The sequence below is a fragment of the Sphingomonas sp. HITSZ_GF genome (assembly GCF_029543155.1).
Lineage (GTDB): Bacteria > Pseudomonadota > Alphaproteobacteria > Sphingomonadales > Sphingomonadaceae > Sphingomonas.
The window spans coordinates 1-17,605 of the sequence record NZ_JARQXA010000009.1; the positions used below are offsets into that span (position 1 = coordinate 1).

Below are 17,605 nucleotides of genomic sequence, written 5' to 3' on the forward strand. Positions count from 1 at the left end.
CATCAGCCATCTCGGCCGCCTCCGCACTGATCTCGCCCAGGCGGACAATGGTCTCGAGCACGAAGCGCTGGTCGGCGATGGCGGGGGTGAACATGCTATCCTTTACTGGGGTCAGCCGGCGGCCGCGGCGGCGCGCGCCTCGGCCCGGTCGCGGCAGATGCCCTCGAAACCGAATGCCAGGAAACGCGCCATGCGGGCCTTGATGGCGGGGAAATCCTCGGACTTGCACAGGCCGCCCGAAAGCTGATCGATGCGGCCGGTGCGCGCGAGCGTCATGATCAGCGCGCCGGTGCCGAAGTGATAGCCCCAGAAGATATCCTCCTCCGGGCAACCGGGCATCGCCTGCTTGAGCAGCCCGATCAGGCGCAGCACCACCGGATCGAAATGCTTGTCGAACATCTGGGCACCCCATTTGGGCGCCATCGCGACCTGGGCGCCCAGGCCGGCGAAATTGCGCCAGCCCTCGCCGCCCTGGATGTAGAGATCGAGATCGGTGTCGAGGAAGGCGCGCAGCGCGCCCTCCACCGTGGGCTTGCCGCGGCATTCGCCGGCATAGCGATCGAGCGCGGCCATGCGCAGATCGGCGGTGACCTGGGCGCGGCGGGCGAAGACCGCGTCGAACATCGCGCGCTTGTCTTCGAAATAATAATGGAGAAGCGAGGTGTGGACCTCAGCCTGCTGCGCCACGTCCTTGAGCGTGACGCCGTACAGGCCGCGCTGCGAGAAGAGATATTCCGCCGCATCGAGGATCACTTCCAGCGTCTCGGCGCGCTGCTGCGCCTTGGTGCGCCGCTTGGGCTTGGCTTCGGTCATTGTCGCTCCATCGATCGACGAGGCCCTGCCGTCAGCAACTGCCGAAGAAGAGAGGCCCGCCTGTCCATGGCTTTTGTCTATCTTGGTCCCGGATGCAAATAGGGGTCCGCGGACCGGCCGAAACCGACCCGCGGACGGGGGTGATCAGAAGCTGCGGCTGACGCGCAGGCCATACTGGCGCGGCGCCCCGGCGAGGCGGCGATTGCCGTTGATCGCCGCGACATAATGCTCGTCGGTGAGGTTGGTCGAATAGGCCGCGATCGACCAGTCGCCCGTCGCCAGGGTGAGCTGGGCGTTGACGATGTCGCGCGCCTCGATCCGGTCGCCGCGGGCAACGTTCTGGAACAGCGTGCCCCAGACCGCACCGATATGCGCATAGTCGAGCCGCGGCGTCAGCGTCGCGTCGCCGCCCAGCGGGATGGCATATTGCGCGCCGGCGCTGAGCGTGAACTTGGGCGCGTAATTCTGCTCGCGGCCTTCGAGATTGATGCAGCGCGCGGTGGCCGGGCCAGTCTCCGGATTGCAGACCGCGGGCGCGGCGCCGAGGCGCGGATCGGCGGCGTAGAAGGTCGCCAGCTTCGAGTTCGAGACCGAGGCCGAGACATCGAAGGAGAAGGCATCGAAATTGCCCTGGGCCGAGGCTTCGATGCCGTAGAGCCTGGTGTTGCCCGGGACATTGTAGAGCGACGAGATGCCCGGCGAGCGCGGATCGACGATGTTGATCTGGAAGTTCTTGTAGAGATTGTAATAGCCGCCGAGCTGGGTGCGCAGGCGCCCGCCCATGAAGGTGCCCTTCCAGCCCAGCTCGAAATCGGTGACGTCCTCGGCATCGAAGGCCAGCGGCGCGACGCCGGCGAGGTTCGGGCCGTTGAGACCGCCCGCCTTGGTGCCGGTGGCGACGAAGGCATAGAGGAAATGGTGCGGATCGACGGTCCAGTTGATCGCGAGCTTGCCGTTGACCTTCTTGTTGACGGTCTTGTCCTTCTGGACGAGCGAGGCGAGCGCGCCGGGGATGCCGGTGTAATAGGCGCGGGCCACGGCATCATTGGCCGAGGAGGTGCGCGACCAGCGGCCGCCCAAGGTGACCTGGAGCCCGTCGGTCAGTTCGTAGCCGACCTGGCCGAACGCGGCGAGCGCGGTCTTGGGATTGGTGCCGACGATCTCGATGTCGAGCGCGGCGGGCGTGTTCGGTGTGGCATCCGAATAATAGCCGCCATTGGCCGGGATGAAGATCTTGTCGCTCTGCCAATAGCCGCCGAGCACCCAGGTGAACGGGCCGGTATCGGGCGAGACGATGTTGAATTCCTGCGACCAGATCTCTTCGGTGATGTTGTCGCGGAAGGAGAGCGCAGGCGCGGCGGCAGTGCCGGCGGCTCCGGTGCCGTCCGCATCATAGCTGATCTGGGTGGTGCCGCGCTGGAAGCCGCTGATCGAGCGCAGGGTGAGGCCGCCATCGGTGGTGTAGGCCATGTTGAGCACCACGCGGCCGAACTCGTCGCGACCCGCCAGATAGGCATTGTTCGCAACGTTGAGCGGATCGCCGGTCGCAGTCGCGTTGCTGGCGGGCAGGCCGCCATATTCGATATTGTTGTAGTCGCCCTTGAGCAGCACGCGGAAATTGGCGCTCGGCTCCCACAGCATCGAGGCGCGGCCGCTGTAATCGCGGCGATCGCCGGGATTGCCGGTCCAATTGCCGCTCATGTTGTAGAAGGTGTCGCGGTGCTCCATGTTGCCGGCGAAGCGGAAGGCCAGCGTATCGCTGACGGGGATGTTCACCGCGCCCTGGAGCTTGATGTCGTTGTAGTTGCCGTACTGCGCCATGGCATAGCCGTTGACGCTCTGGGTATCGGGGTTCTTCTCGGTGATGAACACCGCGCCGCCGGTGGCATTGCCGCCGGCGAAGGTGCCCTGGGGGCCGCGCAGCACTTCGACGCTGGCGATGTCGTAATAGGGCTCGGCCTGGAAATAGCCGGGGAGCGTGGCGACACCGTCGCGATAGGTGACGACGCCGACCCCGATCGCGCTGGTCTGCTCGGTCTTGCCGATGCCGCGGATGTTGAAGGCATTGCCCTGGCCGGTGGTGTTCACGGTGAGCGACGGGGTGGCGAACTGGAGCTGCTCGACGCCGTTGACGCTCTTGCGCGTCAGGTCCTCGCCGGTGAGCACGGTGGCGGCGACGCCGGTGCGCTGCAGGCTGGTCGAGCGGCGCTCGGCCGTGACGACGATTTCGTTGGAATGATCGACGGGCGTATCCGCCTGGGCGGCGGCCGCGGGATCGGTGGTGGTCTCCGCGGTCTGCGCCTGCGCGGCACCGGCGGTCATCAGAGCGACGGCCGAAACCGTCAGCCAGCAAAAGGCCTTCATGTCATCCTCCCAAGAGCGCCCCTCTTTGCGAGGTGGCGGTGCGACTCAACTTACTGATTCACGAATCAACTTCAACATTCATTGATTCATAAATCAAGATCATAATCAGGCGGCGTTCGCAGGATCCGTCCCGAAACGGCGGCGCAGCGCCTGCTTGTCGATCTTGCCGGTCATCGCGAGCGGCATGCGCTCGACCCGCTCGATCGCATCGGGCATCCACCAGCGCGGGATCGCGCCGTCGAGCGCGGCGCGGATCGCCTCGTCCGAAGCGCCCGCGCCTTCGATCACCAGCACCGGGCGCTCGGTCCATTTGACGTGCGCGCGGCCGATCACCGCGACGAGCGAGACGCCGGGGAGATTGCCGATGATCGCCTCGATCTCGCCGGGATTGATCCATTCGCCGCCCGACTTGATCAGGTCCTTGGCGCGGCCGGTGATGGCGAGGTTGCCGTCCGCGTCGATCGTGGCGAGATCGCCGGTGTCGAACCAGCCCTGGCGATCGGTGGCGGGGATTTGCTGGCCGAAATAGCAATGGACGGTGCTCGATCCGCGGACCTGGAGATGGCCCTCGACGCCGCGCTGCTCGGCGAGTTCCTGCCCTTCCGCATCGACGAGGCGGAGATCGACGCCGATCGGCGGGCGGCCGGCGATGCTGGCGCGGCCCGCGTCGCCCGACGGGGTGACGGTGCCGAGCGGGGCGAGCTCGGTCATGCCCCAGCTGGTCTGGCAGCGGACGCCGAGGCGCGTCTCGATCCGATCGATCAGCGCCTGGGGCACGCCCGATCCGCCGAGCAACACGCGCTGGAGCGAGGGCAGCGTCTCGCCGGTCTTCTCGAGATGCTCGATCAGGCCGAGCCAGACGGTGGGGACGCCCACCGCCAGCGTGACGCCTTCGTCGCGGATCAGCGCGGCGAGGCTGGCGCCGTCATTGTGGCGGCCGGAAAAGACGAGCTTCGCCCCCGAGGCCGGGGCGGCGAAGGGCAGGCCCCAGCCATTGGCGTGGAACATCGGCACGGCGGCGAGGATCGTGTCGCGCGCGTTGATCCCCATCACGTCGTTCTGGAGCAGCGACAGGGTGACGAGATAGTTGCAGCGGTGGGTGTAGGGCACGCCCTTGGGGGCGCCGGTGGTGCCCGAGGTGAAGCAGAGCCCGGCTTCCTCGCGCTCGGAAATGCCGCCCCATTCGGCCGCGGCGCCATGCTCGGCGAGGAGGCGCTGCATCGTCCAGGCCGGCACGGCGGCGGCGGGCAGCGGGAAATCGCTGCCGGGCTCGTCGAGGACGAGGATATGGGCGATGCCCGGGCATTCGCGGACGAGCTGGGCGGCGATGTCGGCCTGATCGGGGCTGATCGCGAGCAGCCGGTCATCGGCCTGGCGGATCATGTCGGCGAGCTGGGGGACGCCGAGGCGCGGGTTGAGCGTGTGGCAGCTCACGCCGATGCCCATCGCGCCGTACCAGGCTTCCATGTGGCTCTGGCTGTTCCAGGCAAGCGTGGCGATGCGGTCTCCGCGCGCGATGCCCAGCGCAGCGAAGGCGCCGGAGAGCAGGTTGCTGCGCTCCCGAAGCGCGGCATAGTCGATTCGGGCGACCGGGCCGCCGGCGCCGCCGCCGGTGACCACTTCACCGCGCGGATGCCATTTGGCGGCATGGGCGATGAACTTGTCGAGCGTCAGCTCATAGGGCTGCAACCCGCCCAGTTCCTGCGCATCGCTCGTCCGCAGCTGCCCCTCGTGCATGCCAACGCTCTCCAAAACCTGTGTCTTTTTCTGCCCTTTTGGATGGCACCGGCCCGGACGGCCTGTCAATCTTCATTTATTTTCTAGTGAATTTGTTTGGGCGCTGATATGCATCGCCGCGAGGCGCCGGGAAACACGGCGCCCCTGGGAGAGTGACATGAAGGCTGGACGACCGCGCCGACTCGCGCGCCGGAGCGCCGTGCCCCTGCTGGCGATGCTGATGCTGGCGGCATGCGACCGCGACGCCCCGCAAGCGGGCACCGTGGTGACGCCGACGCCGGGCATCGCCGCCGCGCCCTCCCCCGCCCCCAGGGCTTCCGCCGCGCCGATCCCCGCCGATCATATCGAGCGGCTGCCGAGCGCGGCCCCGACCTCGGCACCCGCCCCGCCTGCCCGGATGCAGGTGCGCAAGGACTTCACCGACCCCCCGCTTCCCGCAGAGCTCAAGGACGATGGCGGCCTGAAACCCCTGCCGCCGCCGCCTGACCGGGCTGGCCCCTGAGAGGAAGAACCAGAAGAGACGAATAGGAGAGGAGAAACTGCAATGAAGGCACGGTTTTCACGTTTCCGGCTTCACCTGGCGGCGCTGCTCGTCGCACTGGGCGCGGCATTGCTCGCCGGCCCGGCCAGCGCGGCGCCCTGCACCGGCATCTGCTTCACCCCCGGCGACTATTCGATCACGACGCTGCACAAGGGACTGCTGCGCAACTATCTGGTGCACGTCCCCGCCAGCTATACCGGCCAGAAGGCGGTGCCGCTGCTGCTCGACTTCCACGGCTTCAGCAAGGATGCGAGCAACGAGCGCCAATGGTCCGGCCAGCTCGCCGAATCGGACAAGCGCGGCTTCATCGTGGTGTGGCCCAACGGCGTGAGCCTGTCGTGGAACGCCTATGGCTGCTGCTTCCTGGGCGACGCGCTGAACATCGATGACGTCAGCTTCAATCGGGCGGTGATCACTGCGATGAAGGGCTATGCGAACATCGACGCCGATCGCGTGTTCGTCACGGGCATCTCGAACGGCGGCGGCATGGCGCAGCGCATGGCGTGCGAGGCGGCGGACCTGGTCCGCGCATCGGTGTCGGTCTCCTATCCGCTCAACCGCCCGAGCTGCGCGCCCGCAAAGCCGATCAGCATGTGGGAGATCGCCGGCACCGCCGACGGCACGATCAGCTATGCCGGCAACAACGCCCCGCTGGGGCTGCCCAACGACCTGGCGGGCATCCCGCTGGGCGTGCAGGGCGCGCGCGAGAGCCTGGCGGCGTGGAAGGCGATCCTGGGGTGCAGCGACGAGCTGTATCGCGAACAGCTTCCCGACGGCACGCACTATGCCGGATCGCGGTTCGAGGAATATCGCAGCTGCAACGGCGGCGTGCGCACCGGGCTGGTGACGATCGCGAACGGCGAGCATGTACTCTACAACGGCTATACCGAGCTGGGCAGCAACCCGGACAAGGCGCCGATCGACGTCGCCCCCTATATCTGGGACCATTTCTTCAACCTCTAGAACCGACGCGCTGCCGGGCGGCCCGCGTCGCCCGGCAGCCGATCGCCACAAACAAGGAACGATCGTGCTCCAAGCTTCCCAACCGGCAGATGCGCCGACCGCGCCGGATCCGGCGTTCCGCCCGACCAAATGGGGCGTCATCTGGCTGCTGACGCTCACCATCTTCTCCGCGCTCACCGTGGGCGGGCTGCTGAGCCCGCTGCAGGAAGCGGTTAAGGCCGAGCTGCACCTGAGCGACCTCGACATCGGGCTGCTCGCCGGCGGCGCGACGGCGATCCCGATCGGGCTGCTCTCGCTGCCGATCGCCTGGCTGGTCGACCACAGCACGCGCACGCGGCTGCTGGTGATCCTCGCCTCCTTCTGGGCGGTGGGGACGATCGGCACCGCCTTTGCCCCCAATTTCGCCGGGCTGTTCGTCGCGCGGCTGATCGCCGGCATCGGCGCGGGCACTGCGTTCCCGGTGCTGATCTCGCTGCTCGCCGACGTCTGCATGCCCGATCGGCGCGGCCGCTCGATGCTGCTCGTCTCGATCGGCGCCTGGGGCGGCGCCGCCGCCTCCTTCGCGATCGGCGGCTCGCTGTTCGGCTATCTGACCAACCATCCGGGATCGGGGCTGGTTGGGCTGACGCCCTGGCGCGAAGTGCACCTGCTCGTCGGCGTCGGCGCGGCGCTGGCGGTGATCCCGCTGGCCTTCATCAAGGAGCCGCCGCGCTACGAAGTGGAGCAGACCAGCGTATCGCTGCGGCTGGCGCTCGACGCCTTCTGGCGCCGCCGCAAGTTCCTGGGCCCGCTGCTGCTCGGCCAGCTGACCGGCGGCATGGCCGAGGGCGCTGCGGCGATCTGGATGGGATCGCTGCTGATCCGCCAATATGGCCAGGCGCCGGGATCGTTCGGCGGCTGGGTGGGCGCGGTGATCCTGGGCTCGGGGATCATCGGATCGATCATCGGCGGCTTCGCGGCGGACGCTGCCGGCAAGCTCAAGATGCGCGGCGCGATCCTGCTGCCCGCCGCGATCGCCACCGCACTGACCATCCCGGCCGGCGCCTTCTCGATCATGCCGACCGTGGCCGGATTCGCCTGGGTACTGTTCGCGCTGCTGGTGGGCGGGACGATCGTCAACCTGGTATCCTCGGCAGCGGTCGCGGTGCTGATCCCCAACGAGGACCGCGCAGTGACGCTGGCGGGGATGAAGATTGCCGGCACGATGATCGGCGCGGGCGTGGCGCCGCCGCTGGTGGTGTGGCTCTCGACCTTCAGCACCGGCCAATGGGGACTGGGCAACGCCGTCGCGGTGATGGGCGTGGTGACCGGCGCGATGTCGCTCGCCGGCTTCTGGATCGCGATGCGCAACGCGCCGCAGGAAGTGGCGCTGGATCCCAATGCGAAGATGATCCCGGCGTCGGAATAATGGGCATAGAGGCCGGGCCGCGGCGGGCCCGGCCTCTATGCGATCAGGCCGCCTTCGCGCTGTCGCGCAGCGACAGGCAATAGCCGAAGGTCACTGCCATCGCGATCAGGAGCGCGCCCATTCCGCCGAAGGTCGCCAGCTGGATCGGCGCGAATGCCCAGAGCCCGGCATAGACGAGCCCGGCCAGCGTCATCGACCAGCCCGCCACGCGCTGCGCGCGATAGACAGAGACGCCCGGCACGACGGTCTTGGGAATGCGGTTGCCCATCGCGGCGGTCATCACCCCGATGCCGCCGATCGCGAGCCGCATCGCGGTTTCCGCCTCGATATAACCCAGCTTGCGCGCCATCGTTGCGCCGAGCGCGAGGACGACGATGCCGACACCCCAGCGCAGGCTCCACATCAACTCCTTGTTCATTGCGTAGTCTCCTCCCTTGGCTTCGGCGCTTCCGTGCCGAGCCCGAACGAATGGGCGAAGCCCAGCAGCGCTTCCTCGAGCACCGAGAGCTTCAGATGATAGATGACGGATTTGCCGGCCTTCTCGGCATGGACCAGGTCCGCCTCCTTCAGCACCGCAAAGTGCGCCGACATGGTCGGCTTGGACACCTCGAACTGGTCACTGAGATCGCCCGCGCTCATCGGCCCCTTGCGCAGGAGCTGCAGCACGCGGCGACGCGTAGGATCGGAAAGTGCCTTGAATACCTGGCTCATGATTCGATCATTAGCTAATCATCGAATTAAGTCAAGCGAGGTGTGTCAGCCGCCCAGGTGCCGCCGCAGCCAGTCCTCGGCGTCGCGGTTGGAGCGGAGCGAGACGCCGGCGGTCTTGTGGACGTTGAAGCCGTGAAAGCCGCCCGGATAGACGTGCAGCTCGGTGGCGACGCCCGCGCGGATCAGGCGGGCGGCATAGGCGAGGTCCTCGTCGATGAAGAGATCGAGCGCGCCCGAGGAGAGGAAGGTGGGCGGCAGGCCGGAAAGGTCCTCCGCCCGCGCCGCGGCGGCATAGGGCGAGACGCCCTCCCCGCCCGGCTCCCGGCCCAGATAACTGCGCCAGCCAAAGGCGTTGCTGCCCGCGTTCCAGATGAACTCGCCGACATTGGGATTGGGTTCGCCGACACAGGTGCGGTCGTCGATCATCGGATAGATGAGCTGCTGGAAGGCGATGGCGAACTCCGCGCGGTCGCGGACGAGCAGCGCCAGCGCGGCGGCAAGCCCACCGCCCGCACTTTCGCCGCGAATGCCGATCCGCGCGGGATCGATGGCGAGATCGGCGGCATGGGCGTGGAGCCAGGCCAGGCCGACATAGCAATCCTCGAGCGGGCCGGGGAACGGCGTCTCGGGTGCGAGGCGATAGTCGATGCTGACCAGCACGCAGCCCAGCGCCTCGACCATCAGCCGGTGGACCGGCTCGAGCGTGACCGCCGCGCCGCCGACATAGCCGCCGCCATGGATGTGATAGATGCAGGGCAGCACCTGCCCCGCGCTGCCCGCCGGGCGATAGAGCAGCATCGGCACGTCGGGCGCGCCGTCGCGGCCCGGGGCGGTCAGCTCCTGCTTGTCGACGCGATCGGGGTTCTCGATCTCGCCGAGCGGGATGCGGCCGGGCGCGCGGACCAGCGGCAACAGGCTCTCGTCGAGCGTGACCGAGGGCCAGAGTTCGAGCAGATCGAACAGCTCCGGATCGACGAGGTGGCGTGTTCCGGTCATGCTCTTGCTCTCCAATCCGATATTCAGGCGCGGCCGTAGAGCGTTACCACGCAGGCGCCGCCCAGGCCCAGATTGTGCTGGAGGCCGAAGCGCATCTTGTCCACCTGGCGGCGATCGGCCGTGCCGCGGAGCTGCTGGGTGAGCTCATAGCATTGCGCCAGGCCGGTGGCGCCGAGCGGATGGCCCTTGGAGAGCAGCCCGCCCGAGGGATTGGTGACGTGGCGGCCGCCATAGCTGTTGCCGCCGGAGCGGATATAGGCCTCTGCGCCGCCCTCCGGGCACAGGCCGAGCGCTTCGTAGCTGATCAGCTCATTGGCGGTGAAGCAGTCGTGCAGCTCGACTGCCTGGATATCGTCGGGCCCGAGCCCCGCCTGATCATAGACCATGCGGGCGGCTTCGCGCGTCATCTCGTAGCCGACCACGCTCATCATGCTGCCGCCCGCGAAGGTGGCGGCATAATCGGTGGTCATCGCCTGGCCGAGGATCTCGACGCCGGCATCGAGCCCGTGCTTCGCGGCGAAGGCCGGCGAGACGAGCAAGGCCGCCGCCGCGCCGCAGGTGGGCGGGCAAGCCTGGAAGCGGGTGAGCGGACCATAGAGATGCTTCGAGGCCATCACCTCGTCGAGCGTCAGCGGGTCTCGGAACAGCGCGAGCGGGTTGTTGGCGGCGTGCGCGCGCGCCTTGACCGCGATCATGCCGAAGACTTCGTCGGGCGCGCCGTAGCGGGCCTGATAATCGAGCCCGGCGCCGCCGAACTGCTGCGCGACGAGCGGCGAGGTGTCGTCCTGGCCGAGCAGGGCCTCCTGCCGGGTGAGGTGGTGATCGAGCGAACGCTTGCGATCGGTGAACACCGCGCCGAGCGCGCCGGGCAGCATCTGCTCGAAGCCGAAGGCCAGGACGCATTCGGCCATGCCGCTCTCGATCGCCTGGCGGGCGAGGAACAGCGCGGTCGAGCCGGTGGAGCAGTTGTTGTTGACGTTGACGATCGGGATGCCGGTGCAGCCGACCCGGTAGAGCGCCGACTGGCCCGCGGTGGAATCGGCATAGACATAGCCGGCATAGGCCTGCTGGACCTCGCCATAGTCGATCCCGGCATCGGCGAGCGCGGCGCGGATCGCCTTTTCCGCCATCACGTCCCAATCCTCGCTCTGGCCGGGCTTGGTGAAGGGGATCATGCCGACCCCGGCAATGCGGGCGCGGGGCATCAGGCGGCGCCCTCGGCAGCGTCGACCTTTTCGATGAAGTCGAGAAAGGCCTTGGTCGAGCCGGCGTTGTTGGCGACCAGATAGTTGTGGCCGGCGCCCTTGAACTCGACATATTCGCTGTGCGGCAACAGCGCGTGGAGCTCGCGGCCCTTCTCGACCGGCACGGCCTTGTCCTCGTCGCCGTGGAGGATCAGCACGGGCATGGTGATCCGTTCCCTGGCCCGCTCCGTGGTGGTCGCGTAATTGGCGATGGCATAGGCCTGGGCGCGGACGCCGGGCATGGTGTATTCGTCCTGGGCGAGGACGGCGATGTCGTGCAGTGCCGCGTCGCGCGGGGCGGCCGAGCCATAATTCTCCGGCTTGGCCCGCTTGAACAGCGCCCGGATGATCCAGCGCGGCAAGTTGTAGATCAGCTTCTGCGCGCCCTTGATCTCGGTCTTCTCGGTCTTGAGCATCGTGCAGCCGAGCGTCACCGACCTGGTGCGCTCGGGATAGGCCATGGCGAATTCCGCGGCGATGCCGCCGCCCATCGAGACGCCATAGACATGCGCCTTCTCGATGCCCGCCGCATCGAGCACGGCGAGCGCATCGGCGGCGAGCTGCTCGATCGTGACGCCGCTGGTGGTGGCGCTTTCGCCGGTGCCGCGATTGTCGAACCAGATCGCGCGGTGATTGGCGGTGAGCGCGGGGAGAAGCGGGTACCAGAGCCGGGAACTGTAGAGATGCCCCATGATCAGCAGGACCGGCGTCCCGTGCCCTTCGGCATCCCAATGAATCGTCGCACCGCTGCTCTGGATGAACGCCACGTCTTCTCTCCTGCGCGGTCTTTGCGCCGCTGAACGAGACACAGCACGGGCCGGTGCGGCCTGTCAATCTTCATTCATGAATCAATTAGTTTATGACGCGACGCACCATGAACCGTGCGCCGATGTATGCATTATTGCACGACAATATCGCCTATACGGTGCGACACATGTTGAACCGCGGATCGCTGCGCAATAGCATCCCGCCATCGAGTCCGCCCTGGCGGGCACCCACCAGTCCAACATGGAGAGTGCGTAAAAACGAAACCGTAGGAGAGGAAATAATAATGAAAAGACAGAGCCTTATCGGACTCGCGCTGCTGGCGACGGTCGCAGTGGCGAGCGCAAGCGGCTGGCAGAAGGACGGCGGCGGCGGCGCGATCGTGACGCCGGTGACCGAGCCGGTGGCGGAGCTGCTGGCCACCACGCTCGCGGCCGCCCCCGAAGCATCGGCGACCACGGCCTCGCTCGCCGCGACGGTGGACGCGATCCGGCACGACATCGCCGCGACCACGGTCGATTCCACCGCCACCCAGAAGAACAATGCGCAGACCGGGGTGCCCAACAAGAACCTCACCCTGGTGCCGACGAGCCCCTCGGCACGGGTGGGCCGGCTGGCGCTGTTCATCCTGGGGACCAACAGCAGCGAGACCAAGGAACAGGAGATCGTCTATGCCGCCGCCAAGCGCGGCTACCACGCGATCACCCTCGCCTATCCGAATTACGACGCGGTCGCGATGCTGTGCTCGGGCGTGAGCGACACGGCGTGCACCGCCAAGGTGCGCCAGGAGATGCTGACCGGCGTCGACCTGAGCACCAGGGTGGCGGTGGCGCCCAAAGATGCGCTGGAGACGCGGCTGCAGAAGCTGCTCGCCTATCTGAACACCACCTACCCTGCCGAGGGCTGGGGCACCTATCTGTCGGGCACGGCGATCAACTGGTCGATGATCAGCGCGATCGGCCATTCGCAGGGCGCGGGGCACGTCGCCTATCTCGCCAAGCTCCACACGCTGTACCGCGCGACGATGCTGTCGGGCGTCGCCGACAAGACCTCGGCCGGTGCGGTCGCGCCTTGGCTGTCGAACACCAATGTGACGCCGGCGGCCAGCCAATATGGCTTCTCGCACAGCTCGGACGCGACGGTGACGATCGCCACGGCCGAGGCGAGCTGGAACGCGATCGGGCTGGCGAGCTTCGGCGCGCTGACCAGCACCGACGGAGTGGCCGCGCCCTATGGCGGCTCGCACAAGCTCAAGACCGCGCTGGCCCCGGCGAGCGGGGCGAACATCCATTTGTCGATGGCGGACGACGACAAGCTGCCGCGCAACAGCGACGGCACTCCCAAATACGAGCCGGTGTGGGACTACATGGCCTTCCCCTGAGGCCCGGAAAGACGACATGCCGGCTTCGCGATGGACCGAAGCCGGCATGTCGGCGCGGGTCTGGAGAGCCGGGTGCCCCCGCGCCCCGGCTCCCCGACCCTGCGCTGTCAGAAGGCTGCGCTCACCGAGAACACGACCTTGGCGTCAGCGATCGACGAGCCGTCCTTCACCCGCGAGAAATTGGGCTGGAGATAGGCGGAATCGGCCTTGCTGATGTCGGTGTCGACATAGGCGACGCCGAGCGTGAGCGGGCCGACGGCGACATCGGCGCCGAGCAGCCAGTCGAGATACTTCCCGGTGGGGGCGATGCTGGTGCCGTTCGGGCCGAGGCCGGGATTGCCGTCCGACGCGCCGAGATGCGCCTTGAGCGTGATCGGCGTGCCCGGGATGCCGCTGCTGACATCGGCCCAGATGTAGAGATTGTCCTCCTTGTCGCCCGCGACGCTCTGCGGCGTGTTGCTCCAGTTGCCGAGCGCTTCCTGCGACGGCGCATAGGCGACACCGGCGAGCATCGACACCGGGCCGAGCGAGCTGCTGAGCTTGACATAGGGCTCGACGAAATCGGTCTTGTCGGCGCCCGAGGGGTACATGTACCAGGTCGCGCCGACATCGAGCGCCACGCCGCCGCCGAGATCCGCCTTGTAGCCGGCGATCAGATCGAGCTCCATATTGGCGCCGCCGAACGTGCCCCAGCCCGACAGGTTCGAGGCCCAGGTGCCGGCGTAGAGGCCGCTTTCATGGGAAACGGTGATGCCGCCCTGCACGGCCATGCCCTTGTCGGTCTGCGACACGCCGCGGAAGCGATAGTCGGACACGAGCGCGATGTTGCCGGAGACGGTGACGGGCCCCGGCGCTTCCTCCTGCGCGAAAGCCGGTGCAGCCGTGCAGCACAGCACGGCCGCGATAAGATGCTTCTTCATGACGGGAATTCCCCTTTCAATCGAGAATGTTCCCGCCTGCGGTCGGAAAGTGCGGCTCTCTCATCCCTGGGAGGGGGTGGGATGGGAGCCGCTGCTTTCCGACCGTCTTGATGCCGGGCTAGTCGCGCCGGCGGGTTGCTCCTTCGTAATAAAGTATTGCTGGCTCAGGCCGGCTGGAGCTTGCGGAGCTGATCGGGATGCCCGGTCAGCTCGACCCGCAGGCCCCGCGCACGGCGCCGCTGGACCCAGTCGCGCAGCGTCTCGGCGCTGGTGTGGTCGATCGCCGGCACCTTCTCGAAAGCGAGATGGACCGGCTTGTCGCCCGGCACCGCATCGAGCGCGCTGTTGAGCTTGGGCAGCGTGACGAAGGTCGCCGCGCCGTCCAGCGCGATGCGGTGGGCATCCTCGCCATGTTCGGCATCCACCTTCAGCCGCAGGCGGCGGAAGTGCGGCAGCAGCTCCAGCACCGACAGCCCCAGGCCGACCAGCACGCCGGTCAGCAGATCGGTCGCCACCACCAGCACGAAGGTCACTGCCCAGATCGCCGCCGGGAGCATGCCATAGTGCTGGAAGAGGTGACGGACATGGCTGACGCTCACCAGCTTCCAGCCGGTGACGACGAGCACGCCGCCGAGCGCGGCCATCGGGATCTCGCGCAGCAGCCAGGGCAGCAGCGCGGCGAAGCCGAGCAGCCAGGCGCCGTGGAGGACCGCCGACATGCGAGTGATCGCGCCCGCCTGGACGTTAGCCGAGCTGCGCACGATCACGCCGGTCATCGGCAGCGCGCCGGCGATGCCGCAGAGCAGGTTGCCGACGCCCTGCGCGCGCAGTTCCTTGTTGTAGTCGGTGCGCACGCCGTCGTGCATGCGATCGACCGCGGCGGCCGAAAGCAGCGTCTCGGCGCTGGCGATGAACGCGACCGCAATCGCAGCGATGATGATCGTCGGGCTGAGGAACGAGCCGAGGAAGTCGCTGGTGGGCAGCGTGATCGCCGAAGCGAGCGAATCCGGCACCGCGACGCGAACCACCTCGAGCCCGAAGCCGAAGGCGACGAGCGTCGCGCCGACCACGCCGACCAGCGCGCCCGGGATCAGGCGCAACGCCCTGGGCTTGAGCTTGTCCCAGCCGAGCATCAGCACGATCGTCAGCACGCCCAGCGCCAGTGCCAGCTCGGTGCCGGCGATGTTGGTGGGATCGAGGCCGAGCAGGCGCCCGGGAAGCGCGGCAAGATTCTCGACGCCGCTGGACAGCGGCTTCTCGTCGAACAGCGTGTGGAACTGGCCGACGACGATCAGCGCGCCGATGCCGGCGAGCATGCCGTGGACCACCGCGGGCGAGATCGCGCGGAACCAGCCGCCGACCTTGACGACGCCGGCGAGCACCTGGAGCGCGCCGGCGAGCACGAGGATCGCGCCGAGCGCGGCCAGGCCATGCTCGCGCAGCAGCTCGAACACGATGACCGCCAGGCCGGCGGCGGGGCCGCTGACCTGGAGCGGCGAGCCCGCGATCAGGCCGACGACGACGCCGCCGATGATGCCGGTCAGCAGGCCCTTTTCGGGCGGCATGCCCGATGCGACCGCGATGCCCATGCAGAGCGGCATCGCGACGAGGAAGACCACGATCGACGCCGTGAAGTCACGGACGACCCAGCCCTTGGGAAGCGCAGACGAGGTCATTCGGCAGCTTCCACCAGATCGAAGTCGGCGGCGCGGCGCTGGGCCGGCTTGACCGCGACGGGCAGCGGCGTGTCGTCACGCACGACGACGAAGCGATCGGTCGTGCCGTCGAGCGCCAGGATCTGGCCGGCATGGATGTCGACGAACCAGCCGTGCAGCGCGATCTCGCCGCGCGCGATGCCGGAAGCGACCGACGGATGGGTGCGGAGATGCGCGATCTGCGCCACGACATTCTCCAGGCTGATCGCGCGGATCCGGGCGGCATCCTCAAGGCCCGGATAGGCATCGGCGACCACCTTCTGGGCGGCGTCCGAATGGTTCAGCCACACGGCGACGTTGGGCATGCCCGAAACCATCTCGGGATGCGCAACCGCCTTCATCGCGCCGCAGTCCGAATGGCCGCAGACGATGATGTCGCGCACGCCCAGCGCCATCACGGCATATTCGACGGTGGCGGAAACGCCGCCGATCTTCTGGGCGAACGGCGGAACGATGTTGCCGGCGTTGCGGCAGACGAACAGGTCGCCCGGCTGGGCCTGCATGATGTGCTCGGGCACGACGCGCGAGTCGGCGCAGGAGATCATCAGCGCCTTGGGGCTCTGCCCCTGGGTAGCGAGCTTGCCATAGAGGTCGCTCTGGTTCGGGAAGACGGTCTTCTCGAAGCTGAAGACCCGGCCAATCAACTCGTTCACGGTTTTCTACTCCTTGTACAACGGAGCAGAAATTAAGCGGCCATTCTTGCCGCAGCGCAGCGGGACTGTGAGGAATTGTTGCCGTCAGCCAGGCAGGCGGATTTCCGCGACGAGCCCACCCGTCGGCGCGTTCGCCAGCGTGAGTTTGCCCTTCTCGAGCGCCACTGCCTGCTGGACGATGGCAAGACCGAGGCCCATCCCCTTGGTATTGCGGCCACGCTCGACATCGAGGCGAACGAAGGGGCGCAGCGCCTCCTCGATCTGATCGGGCGGGATGCCGGGCCCGTCATCCTCGACCCGGAGGATCAATTCGTTGCTGTCCTGCACAAGCGAGACCTGCACGGTCTTGCCGTAGTGCAGCGCATTTTCGATCAGGTTGCTGAGTGCACGGCGCAACATCGACGGGCGCGCCACCCATTCGAGATGCGGCGGCCCCGAATAGCGCGCCTCGCGGCCGCGATCGGTGGCGTCTTCCACCAATGTCGCCGCCATCACCGCGACATCGACCGCGACTGCCGGCTCGGGGTCGTCCTCGCCCTTCAGGAAGGTGAGCAGCGAGGCGATCATGTCGTCCATCTCGCCGATATCGTCCTGCATCGCGCGGCGGCTGTCCTCGTCCCCTACCCCTTCGAGCCGCAGCTGGAGCCGGGCGAGCGGCGTGCGCAGGTCATGGCCGACTGCGGCGAGCGCCTGGGTGCGGTTCTCGATCAGTTCGTGGATGCGCCGCTGCATGCCGTTAAAGGCATGGATGAGCCCGCGGATTTCGGCGGTCCCCTCCTCCTCGACGACGTTGACGCCCTCGCTCGAGCCGACCCGGCCGATCGCGTGGATGAGCTTGCGCAGCGGCAGCAACGTGCCGCGGATGAGCAGCGCACCGAGCGTGAGCAGCAGCAGCGCCGGCACCAGCGCGACCAGCGTCCGCTCGATCGCGAACTGCCAGACCTGGACGGACTCGCGTGTCTTGAACACGATCCAGCTGCCATCGGGCATGCGCATCTCGCCGGCGACAACCTGGCCATGCGCCCCAGGCGCAAGACGGAGCTGGAGGCCCGAGGTGGCAAGGTCCTTCTCCCAATTGGTCACCTGAGCCTCCATCCGCTTCTGGCGCGGCGGAAAGGCGGGGCGCTCGGGAATGGTGGGCGACCAGCGGACGATGTAGCGATCGGTGGTGAGCTCGCGTGCCGCCTCGGCCCGCTCGGCCACCGGGCGCTCGGACAGCAGCTTCTCGGCGATTACCAGATGCTCGGCGAGCCGGTGCGCATCGCCTTCCTCGATCGAGTAGCGCGAAGCGCGCTCATAGAGGAAGGTGCTCGCGCCGAACTCGACGGCGACGGTGAGCAGCAGGATCAGCAGGATCCGGCCGAGCAGCCCCAGCGGATGGCGCGGTACCAGGC

16 protein-coding genes are annotated in these 17,605 nt (G+C 67.7%); 4 read left to right on the top strand and 12 right to left on the bottom strand.

Annotation, left to right across the window (positions count from 1 at the left end; all coding sequences use genetic code 11):
* Positions 1-111: 111 nt before the first annotated feature.
* The 3 genes from P6144_RS19525 to P6144_RS19535 all read right to left on the bottom strand — a co-directional run bounded on the left by P6144_RS19525 (position 112) and on the right by P6144_RS19535 (position 4,914).
* Positions 112-813: a TetR/AcrR family transcriptional regulator gene (locus P6144_RS19525; RefSeq protein WP_277769500.1), complete on the bottom strand. Its 702-nt coding sequence runs from the start codon at positions 811-813 to the stop codon at positions 112-114.
* Between the two features lie 144 nt (positions 814-957).
* Positions 958-3,177, bottom strand: coding sequence for a TonB-dependent receptor (locus P6144_RS19530; protein ID WP_277769501.1), 2,220 nt, complete (start codon positions 3,175-3,177; stop codon positions 958-960).
* A gap of 105 nt (positions 3,178-3,282) precedes the next feature.
* Positions 3,283-4,914, bottom strand: a complete 1,632-nt coding sequence (locus tag P6144_RS19535) for an AMP-binding protein (protein WP_277769502.1) — start codon at positions 4,912-4,914, stop codon at positions 3,283-3,285.
* A gap of 157 nt (positions 4,915-5,071) precedes the next feature.
* Here P6144_RS19535 and P6144_RS19540 point away from each other — a divergent pair, with 157 nt between their 5' ends.
* From P6144_RS19540 to P6144_RS19550, 3 genes are all read left to right on the top strand, one after another.
* A complete protein-coding gene (locus tag P6144_RS19540; RefSeq protein ID WP_277769503.1) occupies positions 5,072-5,416 on the top strand; it encodes a hypothetical protein in 345 nt (114 codons plus the stop codon).
* 42 nt (positions 5,417-5,458) lie between these two features.
* A complete protein-coding gene (locus P6144_RS19545) occupies positions 5,459-6,418 on the top strand; it encodes a PHB depolymerase family esterase (protein ID WP_277769504.1) in 960 nt (319 codons plus the stop codon).
* A 64-nt stretch (positions 6,419-6,482) separates the two neighbouring features.
* On the top strand, positions 6,483-7,826 hold the full coding sequence (locus P6144_RS19550) for an MFS transporter (protein ID WP_277769505.1): 1,344 nt from the start codon (positions 6,483-6,485) through the stop codon (positions 7,824-7,826).
* Between the two features lie 43 nt (positions 7,827-7,869).
* On the opposite strand, the gene P6144_RS19555 is transcribed toward P6144_RS19550, so the two are convergent.
* The 5 genes from P6144_RS19555 to P6144_RS19575 are packed head-to-tail and all read right to left on the bottom strand — an operon-like array spanning position 7,870 to position 11,544.
* Entirely contained in the window at positions 7,870-8,244 is a 375-nt protein-coding gene (locus P6144_RS19555; RefSeq protein ID WP_277769506.1) for an ammonium transporter, read from the bottom strand.
* Positions 8,241-8,537: an autorepressor SdpR family transcription factor gene (locus P6144_RS19560; protein ID WP_277769507.1), complete on the bottom strand. Its 297-nt coding sequence runs from the start codon at positions 8,535-8,537 to the stop codon at positions 8,241-8,243. The genes P6144_RS19555 and P6144_RS19560 overlap by 4 nt, the downstream gene beginning before the upstream one ends.
* A 45-nt stretch (positions 8,538-8,582) precedes the next feature.
* The gene (locus tag P6144_RS19565) at positions 8,583-9,533 is read right to left on the bottom strand and encodes an alpha/beta hydrolase (protein ID WP_277769508.1); all 951 of its coding nucleotides are present in this window, start codon (positions 9,531-9,533) and stop codon (positions 8,583-8,585) included.
* A gap of 23 nt (positions 9,534-9,556) precedes the next feature.
* Positions 9,557-10,738: a lipid-transfer protein gene (locus tag P6144_RS19570; RefSeq protein ID WP_277769509.1), complete on the bottom strand. Its 1,182-nt coding sequence runs from the start codon at positions 10,736-10,738 to the stop codon at positions 9,557-9,559.
* On the bottom strand, positions 10,738-11,544 hold the full coding sequence (locus P6144_RS19575) for an alpha/beta hydrolase (protein ID WP_277769510.1): 807 nt from the start codon (positions 11,542-11,544) through the stop codon (positions 10,738-10,740). Before P6144_RS19575 ends, P6144_RS19570 begins: the two co-directional genes overlap by 1 nt.
* Before the next feature lie 284 nt (positions 11,545-11,828).
* Between P6144_RS19575 and P6144_RS19580 the strand changes: the two genes are divergently transcribed.
* Complete coding sequence (locus tag P6144_RS19580) at positions 11,829-12,923, top strand: hypothetical protein (RefSeq protein WP_277769511.1); 1,095 nt, start codon at positions 11,829-11,831, stop codon at positions 12,921-12,923.
* Positions 12,924-13,030: 107 nt separating this feature from the next.
* Here P6144_RS19580 and P6144_RS19585 read toward each other — a convergent pair whose 3' ends face one another.
* From P6144_RS19585 to P6144_RS19600, 4 genes are all read right to left on the bottom strand, one after another.
* Positions 13,031-13,843, bottom strand: a complete 813-nt coding sequence (locus P6144_RS19585) for a TorF family putative porin (protein WP_277769512.1) — start codon at positions 13,841-13,843, stop codon at positions 13,031-13,033.
* Positions 13,844-14,007: 164 nt separating this feature from the next.
* Positions 14,008-15,519 (bottom strand): SulP family inorganic anion transporter, encoded by a 1,512-nt coding sequence (locus P6144_RS19590; protein ID WP_277769513.1) that lies wholly within the window; start codon positions 15,517-15,519, stop codon positions 14,008-14,010.
* Positions 15,516-16,211, bottom strand: a complete 696-nt coding sequence (locus P6144_RS19595; protein ID WP_277769514.1) for a carbonic anhydrase — start codon at positions 16,209-16,211, stop codon at positions 15,516-15,518. The genes P6144_RS19590 and P6144_RS19595 overlap by 4 nt, the downstream gene beginning before the upstream one ends.
* Before the next feature lie 84 nt (positions 16,212-16,295).
* Positions 16,296-17,603, bottom strand: coding sequence for an ATP-binding protein (locus P6144_RS19600; protein ID WP_277769623.1), 1,308 nt, complete (start codon positions 17,601-17,603; stop codon positions 16,296-16,298).
* Positions 17,604-17,605: the final 2 nt, after the last annotated feature.